Source organism: Chryseobacterium lathyri (assembly GCF_003290185.1).
Lineage (GTDB): Bacteria > Bacteroidota > Bacteroidia > Flavobacteriales > Weeksellaceae > Chryseobacterium > Chryseobacterium lathyri.
In genome coordinates this window covers 30,269-50,229 of the sequence record NZ_QNFY01000008.1, presented here as the reverse complement: position 1 = coordinate 50,229, position 19,961 = coordinate 30,269, and the positions used below count along the sequence as shown (strand labels likewise).

The window sequence follows — 19,961 nt, the reverse complement described above, 5'->3', positions numbered from 1 at the left end:
TTGACAAGTATCATTAAAAATACTTTAATAAAACATTAAAAATTACGAAATTAGCGGACTGAATTAAAATCTTTTTGAACAAAGTAAATTTATGGAGCAAAATATTTTAGATTGTGTGATCGTTGGATCTGGACCTTCTGGTTTCACAGCGGCAATATATGCAGCAAGAGCAGACTTAAAACCTGAACTGTATACAGGTTTGGAGCCGGGCGGACAATTAACAACAACTACGGAAGTTGATAACTTTCCAGGATATCCGGCAGGGATTACAGGACCTGAAATGATGATGGATCTACAGAAGCAGGCGGAAAGATTCGAGACTAAAGTTCATTATGAAATGATCACCAAAGCTGAATTCTCTAAAGAAAACGGCGGTGTTCATAAATTATATGCTGGGAATAAAGAGATCCTGGCAAAAACAGTGATTATCTCTACAGGAGCTACAGCCAAATATCTTGGCCTTGACGATGAGAAGAAATACGCGGGAGGAGGTGTTTCGGCATGTGCTACATGCGACGGTTTCTTCTACAGAGGAAAAGATGTGGTAGTAGTAGGAGCGGGAGATACAGCAGCAGAAGAAGCAACTTACCTTGCAAAGCTTACGAGAAAAGTAACCATGCTGGTAAGAAAAGATGTTTTCAGAGCTTCTAAAGCGATGATCCACAGAGTAGAAAATACTCCGAATATTGAAGTGAAATTCAATCATGAGCTGATTGGTATTGAAGGTGAAAACAGCCTTGTAGAAAGAGCCCTGATCATCAACAACCAAACGCAGGAAACCTCTGCCGTTGACGTAGAAGGTATCTTCATCGCGATCGGACACAAGCCGAATACAGATATCTTCGTGGGACAAATTGATCTTGACGAAAACGGATATATCCTTACTGAAAAAGGATCTACAAGAACGAATCTTCCGGGAGTTTTTGCTGCAGGAGATGTTCAGGATCATATTTACAGGCAGGCGATCACCGCTGCAGGAAGCGGATGTATGGCGGCAATGGATGCAGAGAAATATCTGGCTGAATTACATTAATATTCAACCTATTATCATACAAGCGTACCCACCGGGTACGCTTTTTTTATTGTATTTTATCTTCTTTTTTATCACAAAAGTTACAAAAGCTTATTAAACCCTTAGCTACTTTAAGTAAAATTCCTAAATTTAAATCCCAATCAAAAAAAATAATATGCACAAGAAAGTCATAAAAATAAAGCACATAACAGGAACCTATACGATTGAAATCCAGGATGGAAGACTGAATGAAATGCAAAGCCAGCTGGACAAATGCCTGAACGATGAACAGGCGGCTATTGTAGTGAAGGGAGAAAATGGAGATCAGTTTGTGTATCCATCAGATCTTATAAAAAACAGTTTCATTGCTATAGTAGACAGGGAAGAGGTCAGGGTGTCCTAGAAAAATAATTCCCCTGATTTTAAGTCTATTATTAGGTTTAGTTAAAATTTCTCGCAGAAAAGTTTTGCAGAACTGTAAAATCGTTTTATATTTGCACCACTGAAAACAACGGTATAGCCGTTATTCAGGAGAGATGGCAGAGTGGTCGATTGCGATAGTCTTGAAAACTATTGACTGTAACAGGTCCGGGGGTTCGAATCCCTCTCTCTCCGCAAGTTGGGGGACCAAAATAAGCTAAAACGCTGTAAACATCAATGTTTACAGCGTTTTTTATTTTTATGCTAGTGTCAGAAAAATCAAATAGGTTACCATTTATATGATCTGTTTAATTACAGAGGTATCTACTTCTGTATTCCTGACTGAAAAAATAGATTTCCGGTTCTAAAAGGAAAAATTAAAACTTCCTGAGTTTAAAATCCAGAAAAAGGAAGAAAATCTGAAAATTTTGAAAAAAGGTATACTGAATTGAAGCCTGACATTGAATCAAAAATCAACATTTTCCTCATCATCTTCATCTATTAATCCTGGCCTGGATTTCTAAGTTAATGATGAAAGCTTGATTTTATCATTGAAGATCTCTTGTTATCTTAAATGCTGAGTATATTATATAAAATGATAGTAAAGAAACTGATTTATTAAGTATCATCATTGTCACCAAATAATATTATAAATTTATATCTTACAATCAATAACTCATGAAAAATAAAATTTACCTGATCATCGCATTATTCCTTCTTACATCCTGTCATTCTCAAGACAACAAAATTGTTGATCTGGCAAAAATATCAAACGATTTTAATGCCTCAGAATTTTATATGAACAAGATTAAAAAAACCAATGAGATCATTTCGAAAGATCCTAAAAGTATGGATAAGAAAGAAGCCCTGAATCTTCTAGATAATGCATTTTTTGTCAAAGATACTTTAGGTTACTATAAAACAGATGGGAGGTTCCCTACAGACCTGTCTTTGGAATCAACCAATGACTGGATGGTAAGAAATAAAAAACCAACCGAAATATTTGGTTATGGATACAAGACGGTAGCGTATGATCCTGAAAAAGATAAGCTAGCTATTTTAAATACAGTAGCATTCCCCAAAATAGATATGGCGGAAGACCGTAAAGGCAACTTAATGTATCTTGAAGTGGGAAAGACTTCAAAAAATAATGCTGACTTTAATAAGATCAAAGACTATATCAGTAAGAACTGCAAGAAACTTGCTGTTGATGATAACGATCCAAATGCTTCTTATTGGGAGGGTAAAACTTTCTACTATTATCTTTTTAAAGATGATCATAAAGAAGAGGAGATCTCTTTCGATTCACAGGGAAATAAAATATCCAGATCGGTAGATGCAACAGAAATTAAATTGTCAATGTTTGAAAAATCTTACATTAAAAAAATGGAAGAGCTTGGGATCTATTCGGCAGGATACAGATTTTGGAAAAAATCTCTGTGATGTAAACCAATTCATCCATGAGGATAGTTAGGGGTATCATCATAATAAAATTACTATTTCTTTAATGAGTTATATTTTTCGTATTTTAACATGGTAATATTCTCTTGAATTTTGCTATGTTTTCTTTTCAGCTTAAATAAAAATTTTGAAAAAATTCGGCAATCATGTGATATATTACAGAGTTTAAATACATAACAAATGACACAAAATAGCAAACTATTATTCTTCATATCTCTGTTATTATTTATTAGTGCCACTGCACAGAAAAGTAAAGCAGTTATCCCCAGTACATTTCCGGACTGGAGAAAGGACACTTTTGATTATGCAAAGCAGATTGTGCCTTCAAAAATAAAAAATGATAATACTGGAGAGCTGATTCCTGTCACGCTAAAAAAAGCTTATATCACAAAAGCAGACAATGATCCGGTTGTATTGGCAATCTGCACAGTAGAGAGAGATGATAAAGAGACATCATCATTAACCTACTTTTTTATCAGCCCGGAAACAAATCAGATGGTTTCAAAGTTTAAATCTGTTCTGACTGTCAAAGGTTGTGATCTTACTATTCCTGCGTTCGTTATCAAGGACATCAATGGAGATAAAAAGGACGATTTTATATTTTTAGAATTATATAATGACAAATGTAAAGGCGATTATTGGATAGGCTCAAATTTTCATCAGATCAAACCTGCAACGACAAAAAATGAATTGGATTATTATCTGAAACTTAGAAATGATATGAGAATCAACCGAAAAGTGACAACGGCTGAAACAGGTCAGTTACAGAAAAAATTGGAAGAAGTAGTTGCTGAGTTATTTAATCATTAATTAGTCAGAGAATTAGTTCAGGCTACGAAGAGAATATGGAGAAACCATAAGTAGTATGCGGTACCAAAAACATCATTAAAAAAAATAATATGAAAACTAAAACATTATTGGTAATGGCAGCAGTTGCAGGAGCATTATTAACAGCCACATCGTGCTCCTATTTTGAAAGTGGTAAAAACCGTGAGAAAGGAAGACCAGTAGAATCGTCCAAAACAGCGGTCCAAAAAATAATCGCAGCCAAAGAGGTGAATGAAGGCAAACGTTTTTCTATTACAGGCTATTTGAATTATTCCGCGGGAATGACGGTGTACATTGACAGGCCTCAAACCGTATATGTGAATACAGCACCTGGCGATGACGGAGAAACAATTACGCCAGTAGAGATGGATTGGAAACAAGATGGACACAACAGTGTTTTTGTTCCTGAAGATGCAGGACGTGGTTCCGATAAAACAATATTCTACGACAACGATGGCCAACCCCTAACAACGAATGATAAAGTAGAAGTTTCATTTGAAGTTGGAAAATCATCAATTTATCCTGTTGAAGTACGAATCGACAAAGTAAAATAATATGGTATGCAGGTCAATTATTTTATACTCTTATTTACGGGGCTTTTTTTAATCGGTACATACATCAATTACAGATATACTCAAAAGAGAGGGCTGGTATTCAGATATAAGCCCGTTTTTTTAATTATTATAGCTGTTTTATTTGTGGTTTCTTTATATGGAGTTATCTTCGGAAAACCATTTAATGAAATTCTGTCTTTTATACGGTAAAATAATGTTGTTAATTGTTGTTGAGATTTTCAGAAAATAGCTTAGGTGATATAGCCATTAAAAACCAAAAATAAATGAATAGAATTATGAACAACATTTACCTATACTTTATATTCATTTTAATTTTAGTCCCAATGAATTTATCTTCCCAAAATATTAAGACTAAAGACAATTATACGTATCAGGTCAGGGAAGAAAACGGTGACTTAAATAATGACGGCAAAATGGATAAAATAACCGTGAAAATGGATACAGTAGACGAGACAAGACCGTTAAGATTACAAATTTTTCTGTCTCAACCCAATGGAAAATTAAATTTGGCTGTATCTTCAACTCAAATCATCGAACCGCAATATCCCGTCGAAAACCAAGGTAAATTTAATGGATATCAAATTCCCGATTTCTTTATTGAAAACGGGATTTTAAAAATGTGGAGTGAAATTAAAAGCGGGAATATTACATATGATTTCAAATATCAAAATGGTAATTTTGAATTAATTTATGTCAATAAGCTCACGAATAATGCAACCAAAGGTTATACTGATGAAAATACCATATTTACAGAAACCAAATTTGATTTGGTTACAGGGATCAGAACCGAAACTGATGAAATATCAGGTTCAGCCAAAGCATTGAAAGCAAGAAAAAAAAGAGTTTTAATAAGACCCCTGCCTACAATACAGGATTTCAAATTTTCTGATAAAGAATTCTATTAATTAATAGTTTCCAAGCTGAATTACTGAATCATGAATCGCGTAGAGCCACCTGTGGTCGGCCAAGGTGCTATTGTCTGGATGTTTCTCCCCGGGTTACTCCGGTCTGTGTTAATGCTTCATTGGTAGTTGGAAATCGATCATTTTACCTGCAGGTAAATATTTTTCCACAGTAAGTCAGGTATTAATTTTTAACCGTTACTTGGCAGAGTTACGTATCGCATTCATTCCGAAGCTTTTAAATTCCAATAAAAATCCCCTAATTAGACCATTGAAGCACCCATCATAATTGTATGGGTAATTGCCGGAAACAGAAGGTGCAACTAAATTATTATATTACCCTATATTGGCTTATTAATTGATATTAAATTTTAATTTTTAATTATTGATGAACAAATCGGCCGTAATTCTTATTTTCTTTTTAAATTGTTTTTTCTTTTTAAGTGCACAGGAAAGAAAGGATTCACTTTATTATAAAATTGAAAACTTTTCGGATAAAAGAAAAGTTACCAAATTTATTCACCGTTTTATATTTCGTAGGGAGGCAGATTCTGCCTCTGTTAAAACAAGAACTGAGAAACTTTTACAAAAGACTCACAATGGGAAATATATCAGAAATATCAGGATAGAAACAATTGACCCTTTTGGATATGGTTCAAAAGAAAAAAAGGAAAAATCCAGATGGTATGATTGGTTCACCAATCACCTTCATGCGAATACAAGAACCTCTACTGTTAATAATTATTTACTTTTTCAGGAAGGTGAAGAATATAATGCTCAGAAACTCTACGAATCTGAACGTTTGCTAAGAGCAATGCCTTTTATAAACAGAGTGAATATTAGTGTTTCCGACAGTACTTCCAGCAAAGATTCTATTGATGTTGTGGTAAAAGTTCTCGATTCCTGGAGTCTAAAGCCGAGAGTCAGTTATTCAGGAAGTAAAATTGGCTTAGGTGTTTCCGAAGAAAATCTATTGGGATTAGGACATGAATTGAATTTGCTTTATAGAAATGATTCCAAAGAAAAGCAGGACTATCTTTTAGGAAGCTATACTGCATTTAACCTTTGGGGTTCTTATATTAATGCTCAGATATTGGGAGAACGTGATTTTTTGAAAAATGAAAGAATCAATTTCAATGTCAGAAGAGATTTTTTCTCACCCCTTACAAAATGGGCAGGTGGTTTTACTTTCGAATATTTTATGCGGAATGTTTCACTTCCAGTAGAGACAGGCACCACATTTCCGGAAGTGCAGATCAAGGTGTACAGCCAGGATTTATGGGGTGGTTATCAAATCCCTGTTTCATCTGATTCAAATGAAAAAGTCGACAGTAATATTGCATTGATAGGAAGATTCCAGAATTATCAATATAAAGACAGTCCGGGAATTGACCAATATCAATATTTTAGCTCTTACAGCAGTTTTCTGATGTCTGCCGGATTTATTCACAGAAACTTTTCAGTTCAGAAGAATATTTTTCAATATAATTTGCCGGAAGATATTGCCTATGGCAATTCAATGAATCTTACTGCCGGAGTTTTATCAAGAAGTAATGAGGTGAAGCCTTACGTGGGAGTTTCTGCATCGTATGGTAATTTTATAAAGATCGGTTATTTCAATGTGAAAGCTCAGTTTGGAAGGTTTTTTAATGAAGACAGTCAAAACCGTGAGTCTTTTCGTTTAGATGGAATTTATTTTACTAATCTTATGGATTGGAAATTTGCCAAAGCAAGACATTTCTTTTCTCCAACTTTAGCATTAGGAAATCCGCAGCATAATTATTCTTATAAAGACAGAATTAATCTTTCCTCTGCAGATGAATTTCCTGTTTATAATTCAGATTATATAGGAACAAAGAAATTAGTTTTGAGATATCAGCTTCAGCTTTTTATTAATAAAACCTGGAAGAATTTTCATTTCAGTCCCTATCTGACTGCTGCAGTTGGGTGGTTGGGTATGCCTGATGATAAATTATTGAAAACAAAAAGTAACACTAAAATAGGAATTGGTGTTTTGATAAATAATCCATATTTGGTTTTCAATAGAATTCAAATTTCTTTTACGTACTATCCCCGTGTTCCTTTCGATAATAATTCTATTTTTGATTTTAACAGCAACCGGAACAATGTGTTGCCAGTGAATGACTTAGGGACAGAAATCCCACACTTTGTGAATTTCGGAAATTAATGGTGTTATTTTATATAGGAGCTTCAATACCACATACAGCTATACAAAACTTGGAGATGTTGACAATCCGACCGAATTTGCTGCTACATTGGGTAACAGAAATGCCGCAGTGAAATTTGAGAATAATTAAAATCAAATATTGAAAAGGGTGGTGAACAAACGAACGAAAATGTTTGAAACTACCTATAGAAGCATTAAGGTAAATAAATCCTAATTTGGGAACTAATATCGGCAGTTTGTAAATTTTCTTTCTATCTTGCGACACACAACCAATTTTTTTAACCAGGTTGAGTATGGACCTGATTAAGAATTTTTTTTAACCACTTCTATCATGTGATCAATATCAAATGGTTTTTCAATATAGTCATCTGCTTTGCATTCTTTTGCTTTCTCGGGTAAATCATGAGCCGTAGAAGTCAGGACAGCTGATATATCTTCTGTTTCCGGCACAGATTTTAATTCTTCGATGACCTCTGATCCCTTTTTATTTCCTTTGATATAATCATCTACAATAACGACGTCAGGTTCAATCTCGTCGATTTTTTCAATCGGTTCAGTTGTTAATGATGAAGTAACATCAAAACCTTCTTCTTTCAACACTTGATCCATTATATCCAAGATGGCTTCATTATCTTGAACAAGGACAACTTTTTTTGTCATAATAACTAGTATATTCTGTAAATATAAGGAAAAGAATAATTGAATATCTATTGGTGAAATATAAAGAGAATTTATAATTTTAGTAAGGCCATTTACAGCTGCAATAACCCAAGTATGATGACCTACCTTAAAAAGTGATTTATTGCGAATAGTGGTTGGATTCCAAATGTTTACGAAAATATTCAATGCGTTGAAAACCGTCACATTGGATGTGAAATCCGGGCATTCTCATGTTTTTATTTTAGGCTCAAAAACTGAATTGGATGGGTGAGATTATTCTCTGAAGTAAAACGAAGGATTCCCTGTGTTGAGAACAAATAAAAAAGGATGCCAAGTAGCATCCTTTTATTGGTTGTTTCCTGATATTTAATTCAGGGGCTTTCGTCCTGTAAATAAATTGATCAAAATAACAATAACAGCAATAACCAGAAGAGTATGAATTAAACTTCCGGTGTCCATACCAGGGATAATCCCCAGCATTCCTAATAGCCATACAACGATGCAGATTACTGCAACAAGCCATAATAAATTTCTCATAATACTATTTTTTGTGGTTGGTAATAGGGGTGAAGCTTTAATGATGCCTTACCCCTTTATGATGGTAAGTAACATTCTTGTTTGCCGTTTGTTGTTTTAAATGAGTGTTCCCATTCATTGTACCGTAAAAGGTGTTTGATTTAGGAAAGTGGTCATCTAATTCAGGAGTCTCAAAATGAAACTCTTTACCATTCTTAAACAATTTGTTGTCATAAGTGCGGTAAATTTCATTTTCTTTATAAGTATTTCCGTCGGGGGCAAGAAATACCTCTTTCTTTTTGTTTTTTTTTCGCAGACCCATATAAAGTAAAGAACTTCCTGCCGCCAGGGCTAACGCTATTTTTACTGTATTGTTCATAGGATATTTTTATTGATATGATTACAAATTTTCTGCCATCGGAAGAAATGTGGTATCTTTTATAGAAGATCCTTTTTTCTTGTCCTCTGTAGCCATCCATTTCGGACCTTGGTCACTACGTTGCCGGCTACAGAGATTGTATATCTAATGCTGTCTATTGGTAACGGTTACTTTTAAAATTAAAATTTTCTGTTTTAATGTGTTGAAAATGTTTATTTAATTATCTATTCTGAATATTAGGCGTATACTTCGTAGAATACAGTAATATAACAGTCATATTTTTAAATTATCGTTATTTATATGGAATAATGGTTAAATTTTATTAATTTTAGTAAGTACTGATTGTGACTGTTAAATCTTGCTCAGAATAACTTGCTTATCAGATGTGTTATCTAAAAATATATGTACCGTTTTATATTGCCCTTTTTTTTGTTCCTGTCCTGTGTATTTTATACTCAGCAGTTGTCCCCGTCCGAAATAGATCAGTTACAGAAAGATAAGTACTATCAATATTTTCAGGAAGAAAAGTTCTATGAAGGTATAGAGTTCAGTAAAAAAACAATTAAGCTGTCAGAGAAAATTAATTATGCTAAGGGAAAAGCACGGGGATATATTTATATTGCAGGTTTTCTGCATTCTCTAGGAAAATATGATGAAGTGCTACAATATCTGCAAAAAGCAGAAGATCTGACTTCCGAATACGGAGATGACCCAGCTTTATTATCATCATTATTTACATGGTACGGAAAAAACTATTATGCATTAGGCTTCACTGAAAAGTCAAATGAAAATTATAATAAGGCATTAAAAGAGGCATTTAAATTAAAGGACAAAAAACAGAAACAAAAACAGCTCCATTTTATTTACGGAAGTAAAGCTGTCAATTTTGGATTGCTCAAGGATAATGATTCAATGTACTATTATGTCCACAAAGCATATAAGATTTCTCCCCGGGTAGTGGAAGCAACTAATCTTACAGATTATTTTATCACCCAAAAAAAGAACAAAGATTCCGCGAAATTTTACTTGGATAAAGCTGAAAGTCTTTTAAAAAAATCTACGGAAACTTTTGATTATTTGGTGTTTAATTATATGTCGGGTCGATATTATAAGTATAAAGGTGAATACAGTAAAGCCTTGGCGTTTTATGAGAATTCCCTCGAAGCATCCATGAGAATGAAGAGACCTAAAAATGTAATGAAGAATTATAAAGACATAGCTGAAATATATAGTTCACAAAACAACGTTTATAAAGCTAATGAGTATTTACTGAAGTACACAAAATTAAGAGATAGTTTAGCTGAAAATAATATAATAGCCATACAGGCTACTGAAAAAAAGTTTATTAATGATGAAAAGAAACAGAATCAAAATTCAAACATGAAGCTGTATTATCTTTTAGGGGGACTATTTTTAGGCGTTATTATTATAATCAGTGTGTTAAGTTTTTCACATTACATGAAAAATAAGAAAAAAGACTTTTTACTTACAAAAAATACAGCAGCTATTTTACAGCAAGATCAACAGGTAAGAGCACTTAAGAAGAAAGTAAATGAAAGTTTTGAAGAAGTTATACAGCTGGCAAAAGAAAACAGCCCGGAATTCTGGGGCCGCTTTCAGGAGGTATATCCCGAATTTCGCGAAAGAATATTGATCATTAATCCTAATTTAAAAACGTCGGAGCTCATCTTATGTGCCTATATTTACTTGGGATTTAATACGAAAGATATTGCCCGATATACTTTTAAGGCTGTACAGACGATAAAAAATAATAAATATAATCTTAGAAAAAGGTTGAATGTTCCTCAGCAGGAAGATATTACACTATGGATGAGAATCATTTAGGTAAGGCCTAATTTCAGCACAAATTTACCAATCAATCTTTTAATGGAAAAGGATAGATTTTCTATTATAAAAAAATTAAAGATATTCACTGCATAAAACCAATTTGAGTGATTAAGTAGCTGTTATTATTGTATTTAGCATAAAAGGTACCTCGTTGGTACCTTATTTTTTTTGTTTTCAACTCTGACTTCTCTTGCTTTGTGGTTTAGATTTCAAAATTCTTTATTAACACAAAAACTTAAAACACGATGAAAAAGGATGCATATTTCTACTTTAAAATGATATTGTACAACGAGCAGCTAGACATTGGGCCTAAGCAATCGACTACAATTCATCTTTAATAATTGCGGTTTAAACACGCCATTATTACTCATGTCTTTAAGAATTATTAATCAATGGTACTTAATTTAGCATGTTAGCAAAACAACACAAAAAAAGAAAAAAGAAAAATCTTATTATATATTATTTATTGATCGGGAGTGCTGTCACAATGATTCCATTAGTTTATAGGATGCTATTGGCTTCAAGTAAAAAGAAAAAAAATACACAAGCTTTATTATCGGGGCAGAAAACCAGTGAAGCATTTGATGGAATAATGTATCTGGCTAAGAACAACAGCCCTGAATTTTGGGGACACTTTCAGGAAAAATATCCGGATTTTCAGAAAAAGTTATTAGAAATCAATTCTAACCTTAAAGTTTCTGAGCTTATTCTTAGCGCTTATATTTATTTGGGATTTAATACAAAAGATATTGCGGAGTATACTTTTAAAGCTGTCCAGACCGTAAAAAATAACAAATACAATTTAAGAAAAAGACTTTCCGTACCTGCAAAAGATGATATGGTTGTATGGTTCCGGAATAATCTAGGTAATTAATTAACGTTTTGATTTACAGGTTGTTAAAAATTGAAGTACTCTGTTGGTACCTCGGGTTTTTGTTTCTGATAGAATATTTTTATTGATTTGTAAGCGAAAACAAATGATAAAATATTCGGAAGCTTATTTAGAAATCACGTTATAAAATTTTATACTTATTTCTATACAATTTTGGCAGCCTTATAAAAACACAACACAAATGATGAAAAATACTGTAACCCTTCCTATACCTTTTCTATACAGGTATAATAATCTAAATTACCAATAAGTTGAGATCGGAAGTGAATTATCACTTTTCCTTCTTCTCGCTTTTTGATTAAACAGACATTCTAAAAACAAAACAACACAATGAAAAAAAATGTAATTTCTGCAGGAATTTTCCTGATTTCAACTTTCTCATTTGCTCAGGTTGGCATAAATACTTCTACTCCTAATCCTGATGCAGCATTAGATATCGTTTCAGCTAACAAAGGACTTCTGCCTCCAAGGCTAGCATTAGTTTCCACAGTTTCTCCGGCTCCTCTATCAGTTCACGTAGCGGGAATGGTAGCCTATAACACAGCAACAGTAAATGATGTGATTCCGGCATTATATTATGATGACGGGACAAGATGGGTATTGGCAAAAAACTCAGGAATCACAACCAATGTATTGGGCTCAACGGGCAATACGATTACTTCCACCGTGAACGGAGTTGCAGCGAGTACTACGGCTGTAAATACTGTAAGCAACACCTCTTCAGGGAACGTCTTATCTACAACGGTTAATGGAGTGACGGGGGCTACTGTTCCTATAATTAATACTAATGCATTGTCATTATCCGGGAGCAGCTTAACAAGCACGGTAAATGGAATTGCAAGCAATACGGTTAATCTGGGTCCTGCTATTACGGCAGCTACCACGAACCTGTTAAGCAGCTCAGGTAACACGATGACCTCAACGGTCAACGGGATTGCACGTACAGCACCTATCATCAACAGTGTGACCAACACCATTTCAGGAAATACACTGACTACTACAGTCAATGGGATTTCTTCAAGCTCCGTTACCCTTCCGCAGGGAGTAAATATTTATAATTCTGATGGGACTCTTACGGGTGACAGAATGGTTTCAACCAATAACAAAATGCTGTGGTTTCAAAATGGAACTACCAACACAAACAATCATATAGCGTTTGATATTAATGTAGCTGTCCCGGGCAGCACAAGGCTGATTACAAGAGGAAGCAGTAGCTCCTTGATCAGAGCTTTGATTGGCTCCAGCCGAATGTTGGATATGGAGCTTTTAACGGATGGGACTTCTAGGTTATTATCTACCGGAAGCACGGAATTATTCGTAGGGACCAACACTTCTTCCGGGCCCTTGGTTTTTGGAGTGGGAACCAACAGAGCTGTCCTGGCAACCAACGGGAATTTCGGGATAGGAACAATGAGCCCTTCGCAAAAGCTGCATGTTATTGGTAACATTTTAGCCTCGGGAACAATAACCCCTGATTATGTGTTTGAAAAGCATTTTGACGGATTATCAAAGCTAAAGCCATCTTATACAATGATGGACCTGGATCAGGTGGAAGAATATACACGCCTTAATAAGCATTTACCTGGAGTTCCTTCTGCCTCTGAAATAGAAGCTCAGGGTGGAATTGTACTCAACAGAGCTGCGGAAATAAACCTGGAAAAAATAGAAGAACTGTATCTGTATGTTTTTGAATTAAAGAAAGAAATAAAAACTTTAAAAGAAAAAAATATGCAGTTGGAAAAATTTATTAATAAAAATTAATGAGTTTAATTGTTCAGTTGTTGGAGAAATAAAATACAAATGATGAAAAATTTTAATTTTTTAGTTGGCTTCTTTACTATATTCTTGTTTTTTTTGGCAGGAACAAATATAGTAAAAGCTCAGGATTCAGATAGTGATGGCATTACAGATGTCATTGATCTGGATGACGATAACGATGGTATTCCGGATGCGGAAGAATCGCCGGACTGCTTCTATACGGTATATGAAGCCAACAGGATTACTTCTGTCATTTCAACATTAAATGGGGGAGTCGGGGATCCTGCGGCCGGAAATACGATCCCGTTGCTTTATAATGATAACCTTAATGACGGAACTACCGTTACTGCTTATAATTTTGCAGCATTACAAACCATCACTTCAGGATCAGGAATCTTTACGGTACAGTATCCAACTCCGGTAATCCTAAAATCGATGTCGGTTACCCAGGCTGCCAGTGGAATGGCGGCTAGTGGTTTTGCCAAATTATACGGTTCTAATGATGGTACCACCTTTACGCTTCTTACCACAGGTGCCGGAATTAGTATAGCTGGTACCAATCCTACTTTTACAAATACTTCTACAACAGCATATCTATATTACCAGATCAGGTATATAGGAACCGTTTCTGCAGGTAATGCAACCTCTGTAACTGCGGGTACGGCTGCAATACACGAAATCTCATCCCTGCTTTCAACAGCTACGGTTTATATCCCTTCAGCACATCCGAAACCCGGAATTTGCAGTGTAGATACGGATGGAGACGGAAAGCCCAATCATTTGGATACCGACAGTGATGGAGATGGCTGTCCGGATGCATACGAAGGAGGAGCGACTTCCAATAAAACGATCAGCATTTTACCTGCGCCTTACGGAGCCAATGGTTTGGCGAATGCAGTAGAAACCAGTGTAGACAGCGGACAGGTCTCTTATGTTTCCACCTATGCAAAATATGCCAGCAATTCTAATCAGAACCTGTGTACCGACACAGATAACGACGGGGTTCCAAACCCTATTGATATAGATGATGATAATGACGGAGTACCAGATACTACCGAAGGAGAATTCTGCGGAAGAATAGACAGGAACATCAGGGTAGGATATTTAAACAGTGGCGTAGGAGACGATGGTTTGGCTTCCAATATGCTGTTAAACCTAAATAACTTTGGTCCCTACGGTACTTATAATAAAACCACAGGGATCACATTGGTGCCTTTTGCTACCGAAGCCAGTATCACTGAAGCCAGCTTACTGGCCAATAATGTAGATGTATTTTTTGTAGGTTCCTCGGCGGCCGATGCTACCACCAGTGCAGACAAGGTATCTACAGCCCTTAATACCAGACTGATCACCTGGGCCCAGAATAACAGCAAATCCATATTTGCCCTTCAGAATAATGCTATAGATTATGGGTATACCATTACCCCTAATAATGTCAATCCCAACACACCTTCGGGAACTATAGGAACGAATACCTACACCAACGGATATTGGCCAACTTCTTCCCTGAATCAGTCAGGGACAGTTCAGATGACGATCCAGTCTACTACAAGGCAGTTTGACATTCTGATGACAGATGCGAATCTCAGACCTGTAGTGATTACAGATAGAGGATATAATTTGCTGATTTTCCCGGATGCTACCATATATAATGCTGAATCCGGCATGGTCACTCCGACGACCAATGACCAAAAGGCCATTGCAGATACCTGGACCTATTTTTTTGACAGATTTGTTACGCCTCAGTGCAGCACACTAGATACGGATGGGGATGGTACTCCCAATCATCTGGATTTAAACTCAGATGGGGATACCTGTAGTGATGCTTTAGAAGCCGGAGCAACAACTTCTTTAACTCCTAACTATACCTTTACTTCACTTGCAGGTACGGCAACAGATACCAACAGTGATGGTTTAGCAGATATTGTAGATACCAATACTAACGGGATTCCGGATTATCTGAGTACTTATGATCCTCAGGCATTGGATGCTACGATCAGAAAATGTCTGGACAGCGATGGAGATATTCTACCAGATGCTGCAGATTTGGATGATGATAATGATGGTATATTGGATACAAATGAAGGGAACGTTTGTAGTGGATTGACCAGAAATCTGAGAATAGGGTATCTAAATACAGCTCTTGGAAGAACCGGGTTAATGATCAACATGCTCAGCAATACAGCTAATTTTAGCCCTACAGGCACTTATGACAAAATTCCAGGGATTACATTTGTACCTTATGCTACTGAAGCAGCCATTACTGAAACACAATTATTGACTGATAATATAGATATTTTCTATGTAGGGTCCTCAGCAGCTGATGCCCAAACCTCCGTGGATAAGCTTTCAACAGCCGTAAATACCAGAATACTTTCCTGGTCCGAAAATAATAGCAAGGGAGTGATTGTTTCCCAGAATAATGCAACAGATTACGGATATCAGGTTACTAATAATAATTTAAATACAGATGTTCCCTACGGACTTATTGGTGATGCTGTTTTTACCAATGGATATTGGCCGGAAAGTACATTCAACCAGTCCGGAGCAATACAAATGACCATTGCTTCCTTAACCAGAACCTATGAAGCAGCAATGGTAGATGCCAATGGGAAAGCTGTTTTTATCCGGGATGCAGACAGGAAGATCGTGTTTCTGCCGGATGCAACTGTTTTTACAACCTACCAAGCTACGGCAACAATCACCAATGCTGAATTAAGAGTAGCTGCAGATGTTTGGGCGTATGGTTTTGATGTGTTTTTAGACGGGCAGGAGACTTGTACTTCCATAGATACTGATTTGGATGGCATTCCTAATCAGCTTGACCTGGACTCAGATAATGACGGATGTGTGGATGCACTGGAAGGAGCTGCTAATATTGCAAGCTTACAATTAGTAACTGCGGCAAGCAGCCTCTCTGTAGGAACAGGGTCTACGGCTTCTAATCAGAATTTATGTGCAGGCTCTTCATGTGTTGATGCTAATGGTGTTCCCACTATTGCAGGAGCTGCAGGACAGGCAATAGGTGATTCTCAAAATGCGTCCATCAGTTCAGGATGTTTCTGTTACAAGCCGGCAGCACTGGCCGGAACCGTATTGGATACTAAATCTGGTATAACAGCACTGGGAAGAGCAGGAATAAACAACGGCAACTGGCCCATGGTTCGTAAAGGAGCATGGACAGCACTGGAGGCTAAAACCAAAGGATTTGTCGTGAACAGAATCCCTACCACAGCCCAGGTGAATGCCATTGCCACTCCTGTAGAAGGAATGATGGTGTATGATGAAGAAGCTGACTGCTTAAAGATCTATACCACCACAAATAATGGAACTTCATTCAGCTGGCAGTGTTTCAACACACAAACCTGTCCGGATTATTAATAACCCTATCAACTCATAATATTCTCAAAATGAAAAAAATATTCATCTCAATATTGGCTGTTATTTCTACCTGTGTTTCTTCACAGGTGGCAATAGGCAAGAGCTCAGTGACCAACTCATCTGTTTCACTGGAGTTTGGAACAGAAAACAGGGGACTGTTATTACCCTGGGTGACTTCCGCAGCAGGAGTAACAGGAGCTGTAGATGGTACCATGATCTATGATATCACAGATAAAAAGATCAAATACCGCAAAAACGGAAATTGGTTTGACTTAAGCATAGATACTACAGGAGCTGTGAATACCACATTACAGGATCCGCTTGTTGAAAAATCTTCCGCTAAAACGGGAATAGGAACCAATGCTGCTACTGATACCACTCCGGGTGTTTTAGTGTTGACAGATATTAATAAAGCAATGATCCTTCCCAAAGTGGACAGCCCGCATGCAAACATCATCAGTCCTTCTGCAGGAATGATTGTGTATGACAATGTGAAGCATCAGCTTGCTGTTTTCAACGGAACAGTATGGTCTTTCTGGAAACCCTAATGAAATTATTCTCTATTATCAATTTATAAAATATTATGATGAAAAAAATAGTATTTGCGGCTTTAATCATGCTACCATTCGCTGTTTATTCACAGGCGGGAAATGTTGGAATTAATACTTCCTTGCCGGGAAGTACCCTGACAGTCAATGGTTCTATAGCCGGACAATATAAAAATGTATCAACATCCACCACGCTTGGGGGCAATGATTTCTATATGGCATTTAATGGCAGTACTCCTGCTACATTTACTCTGCCGGTAGCTGTAGCAGCCAGTCCTGCTGCTGGAAATATCCTGGGAAGGGTATATTATATTAAAAATACCGGAACAGGCCAGCTCACCATTGCAGCAGGTGGAACGGAATTAATAGACAACCAATCGGGAGCAGGAGTGGCAAGCTTTAAGTTGAATCCTGGTGGCTATGCTATGATGATCAGCAAAGGAACAGCTTCCGGTACCACATGGGAGCTGGCTACATTCATCGACAAAACAACGGCAACTATTGCCGCGCTGGGAGCCACGGATACAGTAACTTATACAGGAACTGCATTTACCGCTTTTAATAACAGTACTCCACAAATTATCCCATTTTCTGTAGGAGATGTTATTGTTAATCAAGGGGGATCTGTATCATGGAATGATGCAGGAGATTACTGGCAGATTTTGGAATCAGGAGTGTACAAAATAGAAGGATATTCCTATTTTGGGAGTGGCGGCGCGCCTTCGGGTGCTTTTCAATGGACGGGGATTAACCTGAATATTACTAAAAATGGGACATCTGTTGCGAATATTATTGGTGGTAATCGGGGAAATTTTATGGATATCATTGCCCAGTCAGCGAATACACCTATTAATGTAAATTGTATAGTGCATTTGAATGCAGGAGACCGGATTTATCTGACGATGAATTGGGGAGCCGGAGATAAACCTACTACAAATGTACAAATTACGGCTCCTAATTCCCTTGTAGAAAGCCGGAATTTCTCAATGCAACAACTATCTGTACCTTAATATAATGAATCCAATGCATCACAATGAAAAAGAAATAAGAAACTTTATTTTAGAACTGATTGATACTAAGCAAAAAAGCATTTCACAAGTTTCCAAAGAAAATAATATCTCTAAGAAAAATCTTTATAAATGGATGATTTATAGATGGGTAGAAAAGCATATAAAAAAAACTAATCTTCAATAATATGGATATAGATTTTAAAGAAATACATATAGGAAGTTATATTAAAGAGCAGATGGAACAGAAAGAAATTTCTATTGAAAGGGCGTGCAATTTCTTCAAAACCGGAGAGAAAGAGGTAATAAGGATGTATGGCAATAAAAGTATAGATACAGATTCTCTTCTAAAATGGAGCAAGCTGCTAGAATATGATTTTTTTAGAATATATGTAACCCATCTTTTATTGTATGACGGGATCTCTCATACTAAAAACAATAAGAAAATAAGAGAGAGCGGAGAAAAGATTATTTTCAGAAAAAATATTTATACCAAGGAAATCAAAGAATTTTTGGTTGGTCTGGTCGCTTCTGATCAAAAGACTGTATCACAGATCACTGAAGAGTATAATATTCCAAGAACTACACTGTATAAGTGGCTAAGAAAACATTAAAATCTATGAGAACACCTAATTACCAAAAAATTTATTCTGATCTTCTAAAATGTAAAGGCTTGGAAAAAGAGATTTCCATTCCACCATTGGATAAAAGCATTGATATTATTAAATTCAATAATTTGATATCAAAAACGGTAGGGGAGAAAAAGTCTTATATCACTCAACAGTCAAAATCTTATGATGAAGAATCCATCATTGTATTGCTCCGCTATCAAAAAGAATATGATCTTAATAATACACAATTAGCTAATGAGTATAGACTCAGCAGGAATACTGTGGCAAAATGGAAAAAGATTTATCAGGAAAAAATATAATAAAGTTTCAGTAATCTTGACTAGATTTTAAATTAAGGTGTAGAATAATTCAAGATTTCAGGGAAAAAATAAGCAGCCTCATTGAGGCTGCTTATTTTTTTGATTTGTAAGTTTATATATTACTGTTTCCAGAAAGTCCAGACGTTACCGTTAAAAACAGCTAACTGTTTATTAAAAGTATCATACACCATCATTCCCGGAGCCGGGTTGATGATATTAAGATGTGGACTGTCCACTTTGGGAAGAATCATTGCTTTATTGGTGTCTTCCAAAACCAAAATACCCGGAGTAGAGGTTGGAGTACCTATGGATGTTTTGGCAGCTGTATTTTCTGTAGCTGTATTTTGGATAGTTACCCCATCTACACTAGTCAGCGGATCAACGGTAGTTCCTGAATTGTCCACTGAGAGATCTTTCCAGCCTGAAACATATTTTACCTTCACTTTTTTATCAGTAAGGTCATAGGCCATTGTCCCGTTCACAACACCTGCTACAGCTCCTGTTGAAGTTACCCAGGGGAGTACTATTCCCCGGTTGGCAGTTCCAAAATCCAGTGAAGCAGATGGAGACGAAACGAGTGTCTTTCCTATTGCAACCTGCGAAAAAGCAAGCTCACAGAATAAGGTCAATATGATTACGAAAATATTTTTCATCT

General features: G+C 36.1%; 19 protein-coding genes and 1 tRNA gene. 16 read left to right on the top strand and 4 right to left on the bottom strand.

From position 1 onward, the window contains the following. The first annotated feature begins 91 nt into the window (after positions 1-91). The 8 genes from trxB to DRF61_RS12525 all read left to right on the top strand — a co-directional run bounded on the left by trxB (position 92) and on the right by DRF61_RS12525 (position 7,386). A complete protein-coding gene (trxB, locus tag DRF61_RS12565) occupies positions 92-1,033 on the top strand; it encodes a thioredoxin-disulfide reductase (RefSeq protein WP_111957518.1) in 942 nt (313 codons plus the stop codon). Between the two features lie 154 nt (positions 1,034-1,187). Next, positions 1,188-1,415, top strand: a complete 228-nt coding sequence (locus DRF61_RS12560) for a glyceraldehyde-3-phosphate dehydrogenase (RefSeq protein WP_111957516.1) — start codon at positions 1,188-1,190, stop codon at positions 1,413-1,415. Between the two features lie 127 nt (positions 1,416-1,542). Then, a tRNA-Ser gene (locus DRF61_RS12555) sits at positions 1,543-1,627 on the top strand. 483 nt (positions 1,628-2,110) lie between these two features. Next, positions 2,111-2,875: a hypothetical protein gene (locus tag DRF61_RS12550; protein WP_111957514.1), complete on the top strand. Its 765-nt coding sequence runs from the start codon at positions 2,111-2,113 to the stop codon at positions 2,873-2,875. Positions 2,876-3,073: 198 nt separating this feature from the next. After that, the gene (locus tag DRF61_RS12545) at positions 3,074-3,703 is read left to right on the top strand and encodes a hypothetical protein (RefSeq protein WP_111957512.1); all 630 of its coding nucleotides are present in this window, start codon (positions 3,074-3,076) and stop codon (positions 3,701-3,703) included. An 89-nt stretch (positions 3,704-3,792) separates the two neighbouring features. Continuing rightward, positions 3,793-4,275, top strand: coding sequence for a hypothetical protein (locus DRF61_RS12540; RefSeq protein WP_111957510.1), 483 nt, complete (start codon positions 3,793-3,795; stop codon positions 4,273-4,275). 344 nt (positions 4,276-4,619) lie between these two features. Continuing rightward, a complete protein-coding gene (locus DRF61_RS12530) occupies positions 4,620-5,201 on the top strand; it encodes a hypothetical protein (RefSeq protein WP_111957506.1) in 582 nt (193 codons plus the stop codon). 385 nt (positions 5,202-5,586) lie between these two features. Next, positions 5,587-7,386: a POTRA domain-containing protein gene (locus DRF61_RS12525; protein ID WP_111957504.1), complete on the top strand. Its 1,800-nt coding sequence runs from the start codon at positions 5,587-5,589 to the stop codon at positions 7,384-7,386. Between the two features lie 303 nt (positions 7,387-7,689). On the opposite strand, the gene DRF61_RS12520 is transcribed toward DRF61_RS12525, so the two are convergent. The 3 genes from DRF61_RS12520 to DRF61_RS12510 all read right to left on the bottom strand — a co-directional run bounded on the left by DRF61_RS12520 (position 7,690) and on the right by DRF61_RS12510 (position 8,941). Next, entirely contained in the window at positions 7,690-8,046 is a 357-nt protein-coding gene (locus DRF61_RS12520) for a response regulator (protein WP_111957502.1), read from the bottom strand. Positions 8,047-8,412: 366 nt separating this feature from the next. Further along, positions 8,413-8,583 carry a lmo0937 family membrane protein gene (locus DRF61_RS12515; RefSeq protein ID WP_111957500.1) on the bottom strand — a complete coding sequence of 57 codons (171 nt, stop codon included), beginning with the start codon at positions 8,581-8,583 and terminating at the stop codon, positions 8,413-8,415. Positions 8,584-8,620: 37 nt separating this feature from the next. Continuing rightward, the gene (locus tag DRF61_RS12510; protein ID WP_111957498.1) at positions 8,621-8,941 is read right to left on the bottom strand and encodes a hypothetical protein; all 321 of its coding nucleotides are present in this window, start codon (positions 8,939-8,941) and stop codon (positions 8,621-8,623) included. Positions 8,942-9,403: 462 nt separating this feature from the next. Between DRF61_RS12510 and DRF61_RS12505 the strand changes: the two genes are divergently transcribed. The 8 genes from DRF61_RS12505 to DRF61_RS12470 all read left to right on the top strand — a co-directional run bounded on the left by DRF61_RS12505 (position 9,404) and on the right by DRF61_RS12470 (position 19,306). After that, complete coding sequence (locus tag DRF61_RS12505; RefSeq protein WP_111957496.1) at positions 9,404-10,786, top strand: tetratricopeptide repeat protein; 1,383 nt, start codon at positions 9,404-9,406, stop codon at positions 10,784-10,786. Between the two features lie 490 nt (positions 10,787-11,276). Further along, positions 11,277-11,663, top strand: coding sequence for a helix-turn-helix domain-containing protein (locus DRF61_RS12500; RefSeq protein WP_146896851.1), 387 nt, complete (start codon positions 11,277-11,279; stop codon positions 11,661-11,663). Between the two features lie 348 nt (positions 11,664-12,011). Further along, on the top strand, positions 12,012-13,442 hold the full coding sequence (locus tag DRF61_RS12495; protein ID WP_111957492.1) for a hypothetical protein: 1,431 nt from the start codon (positions 12,012-12,014) through the stop codon (positions 13,440-13,442). Between the two features lie 39 nt (positions 13,443-13,481). Next, entirely contained in the window at positions 13,482-16,820 is a 3,339-nt protein-coding gene (locus tag DRF61_RS12490) for a hypothetical protein (RefSeq protein WP_111957489.1), read from the top strand. Between the two features lie 29 nt (positions 16,821-16,849). Then, positions 16,850-17,368 (top strand): hypothetical protein, encoded by a 519-nt coding sequence (locus DRF61_RS12485; RefSeq protein ID WP_111957487.1) that lies wholly within the window; start codon positions 16,850-16,852, stop codon positions 17,366-17,368. Between the two features lie 35 nt (positions 17,369-17,403). Continuing rightward, positions 17,404-18,378 (top strand): hypothetical protein, encoded by a 975-nt coding sequence (locus DRF61_RS12480; RefSeq protein WP_146896848.1) that lies wholly within the window; start codon positions 17,404-17,406, stop codon positions 18,376-18,378. 185 nt (positions 18,379-18,563) lie between these two features. Next, positions 18,564-18,989: a transposase gene (locus tag DRF61_RS12475; RefSeq protein ID WP_228452490.1), complete on the top strand. Its 426-nt coding sequence runs from the start codon at positions 18,564-18,566 to the stop codon at positions 18,987-18,989. A gap of 5 nt (positions 18,990-18,994) precedes the next feature. Further along, complete coding sequence (locus DRF61_RS12470) at positions 18,995-19,306, top strand: helix-turn-helix domain-containing protein (protein ID WP_111957483.1); 312 nt, start codon at positions 18,995-18,997, stop codon at positions 19,304-19,306. 119 nt (positions 19,307-19,425) lie between these two features. Here DRF61_RS12470 and DRF61_RS12465 read toward each other — a convergent pair whose 3' ends face one another. Next, positions 19,426-19,959, bottom strand: a complete 534-nt coding sequence (locus DRF61_RS12465; RefSeq protein ID WP_111957481.1) for a hypothetical protein — start codon at positions 19,957-19,959, stop codon at positions 19,426-19,428. Between the last annotated feature and the right edge of the window lie 2 nt (positions 19,960-19,961).

Bases quoted from the DNA above. Each gene is read 5' to 3' on its own strand.
- trxB (WP_111957518.1), top strand. From the start codon at position 92: ATGGAGCAAAATATTTTAGATTGTGTGATCGTTGGATCTGGACCTTCT.
- DRF61_RS12560 (WP_111957516.1), top strand. From the start codon at position 1,188: ATGCACAAGAAAGTCATAAAAATAAAGCACATAACAGGAACCTATACG.
- DRF61_RS12550 (WP_111957514.1), top strand. From the start codon at position 2,111: ATGAAAAATAAAATTTACCTGATCATCGCATTATTCCTTCTTACATCC.
- DRF61_RS12545 (WP_111957512.1), top strand. From the start codon at position 3,074: ATGACACAAAATAGCAAACTATTATTCTTCATATCTCTGTTATTATTT.
- DRF61_RS12540 (WP_111957510.1), top strand. From the start codon at position 3,793: ATGAAAACTAAAACATTATTGGTAATGGCAGCAGTTGCAGGAGCATTA.
- DRF61_RS12530 (WP_111957506.1), top strand. From the start codon at position 4,620: ATGAATTTATCTTCCCAAAATATTAAGACTAAAGACAATTATACGTAT.
- DRF61_RS12525 (WP_111957504.1), top strand. From the start codon at position 5,587: ATGAACAAATCGGCCGTAATTCTTATTTTCTTTTTAAATTGTTTTTTC.
- DRF61_RS12520 (WP_111957502.1), bottom strand. From the start codon at position 8,046: ATGACAAAAAAAGTTGTCCTTGTTCAAGATAATGAAGCCATCTTGGAT.
- DRF61_RS12515 (WP_111957500.1), bottom strand. From the start codon at position 8,583: ATGAGAAATTTATTATGGCTTGTTGCAGTAATCTGCATCGTTGTATGG.
- DRF61_RS12510 (WP_111957498.1), bottom strand. From the start codon at position 8,941: ATGAACAATACAGTAAAAATAGCGTTAGCCCTGGCGGCAGGAAGTTCT.
- DRF61_RS12500 (WP_146896851.1), top strand. From the start codon at position 11,277: ATGATTCCATTAGTTTATAGGATGCTATTGGCTTCAAGTAAAAAGAAA.
- DRF61_RS12495 (WP_111957492.1), top strand. From the start codon at position 12,012: ATGAAAAAAAATGTAATTTCTGCAGGAATTTTCCTGATTTCAACTTTC.
- DRF61_RS12490 (WP_111957489.1), top strand. From the start codon at position 13,482: ATGATGAAAAATTTTAATTTTTTAGTTGGCTTCTTTACTATATTCTTG.
- DRF61_RS12485 (WP_111957487.1), top strand. From the start codon at position 16,850: ATGAAAAAAATATTCATCTCAATATTGGCTGTTATTTCTACCTGTGTT.
- DRF61_RS12480 (WP_146896848.1), top strand. From the start codon at position 17,404: ATGATGAAAAAAATAGTATTTGCGGCTTTAATCATGCTACCATTCGCT.
- DRF61_RS12475 (WP_228452490.1), top strand. From the start codon at position 18,564: ATGGATATAGATTTTAAAGAAATACATATAGGAAGTTATATTAAAGAG.
- DRF61_RS12470 (WP_111957483.1), top strand. From the start codon at position 18,995: ATGAGAACACCTAATTACCAAAAAATTTATTCTGATCTTCTAAAATGT.
- DRF61_RS12465 (WP_111957481.1), bottom strand. From the start codon at position 19,959: ATGAAAAATATTTTCGTAATCATATTGACCTTATTCTGTGAGCTTGCT.